Annotated in this window: 2 protein-coding genes; both read right to left on the bottom strand. The window is 58.3% G+C overall.

Going from position 1 to position 894, the window contains the following annotated elements; genetic code table 11:
* On the bottom strand, positions 1-647 hold a 647-nt coding region (locus tag A3730_RS27370), incomplete at its 3' end, for a fatty acid desaturase (RefSeq protein ID WP_063539354.1).
* A gap of 147 nt (positions 648-794) precedes the next feature.
* Positions 795-890, bottom strand: a complete 96-nt coding sequence (locus A3730_RS30710) for a helix-turn-helix domain-containing protein (protein WP_231884067.1) — start codon at positions 888-890, stop codon at positions 795-797.
* Positions 891-894 lie beyond the last annotated feature (4 nt).

The raw sequence follows: 894 nt of genomic DNA, 5'->3' as shown, positions 1-894 counted from the left end.
TCCTCATCCTGGCGGCCGGTATGTGGATAGTGGGGCAGCACCATGAAGACCAGGCACATGAGGAAGAAGGCGAAATAGGTGGGAATCAGCCATAGCATCAGCATGTAGAACGGCGCCCACAACCACAGGGCGCCAATAATCAAGGCGGCCACCACAATTTCACGGACGATTTCGGACACCTTCACATTGGGGAAAAGCGCCGGATTGCGCAGGAAGGTGTACAGATAAAAGTAAGGCCAGAGACCCCATAACGGCATGGTCCACAGGCTGCTGGCCATCCAGTGGTCCGGGTCGTTTTCTTCGTTGGCAAAGCGGTGGTGACGCATGTGCAGCAAGCGGAACAGTTTGCCCTTGCCGAAGGGCACGGCCACAAAGGTGGCGGCGGCCAACAGGAAATCGTTGGTTTTTGGCTTCTGCGCAGCAGCGCGGTGAATGGCTTCATGGGCCGGGGTGAACAGGGCGTAGCCGGCCACACTGTTGGCGACGACACCCAGCCACAGGGGCCAGAAGTGGTTCATGGTCAGGAACCAGCTCAAGGCGATGGTTGTTACGGCACCAACCAGGATAAGCACGGTCGGCCATGCCAGCGGCGGAGAAACTTTCAGCTGCGCAAGGGTCGGGCTGTTGGTGCTGTCAGACTTGTTCATTGCGACCGTCTCCAGTGATGCCTTTTACGCAGTGTTACCGGAAAAAGGAAAGTGGATAAGCGCGGAAGCTGACAAGGAGGGGATGATAAATGACATCGTCTTCGCGGTGGTGTTGCTCACGGTGCGAGCACGCTACTGCGGCTGATGCTATTCCCGGCGGAAACGACCGGGGCTGGTGTTGAACCAGCGCTGGAAAGCGCGGCGGAAGCTGGCTACATCGGTGTAGCCCAGATCTTCAGCCACGGCG

Source organism: Alcanivorax sp. HI0044 (assembly GCF_001634945.1).
This window is presented reverse-complemented; position numbering and strand designations above follow the sequence as displayed.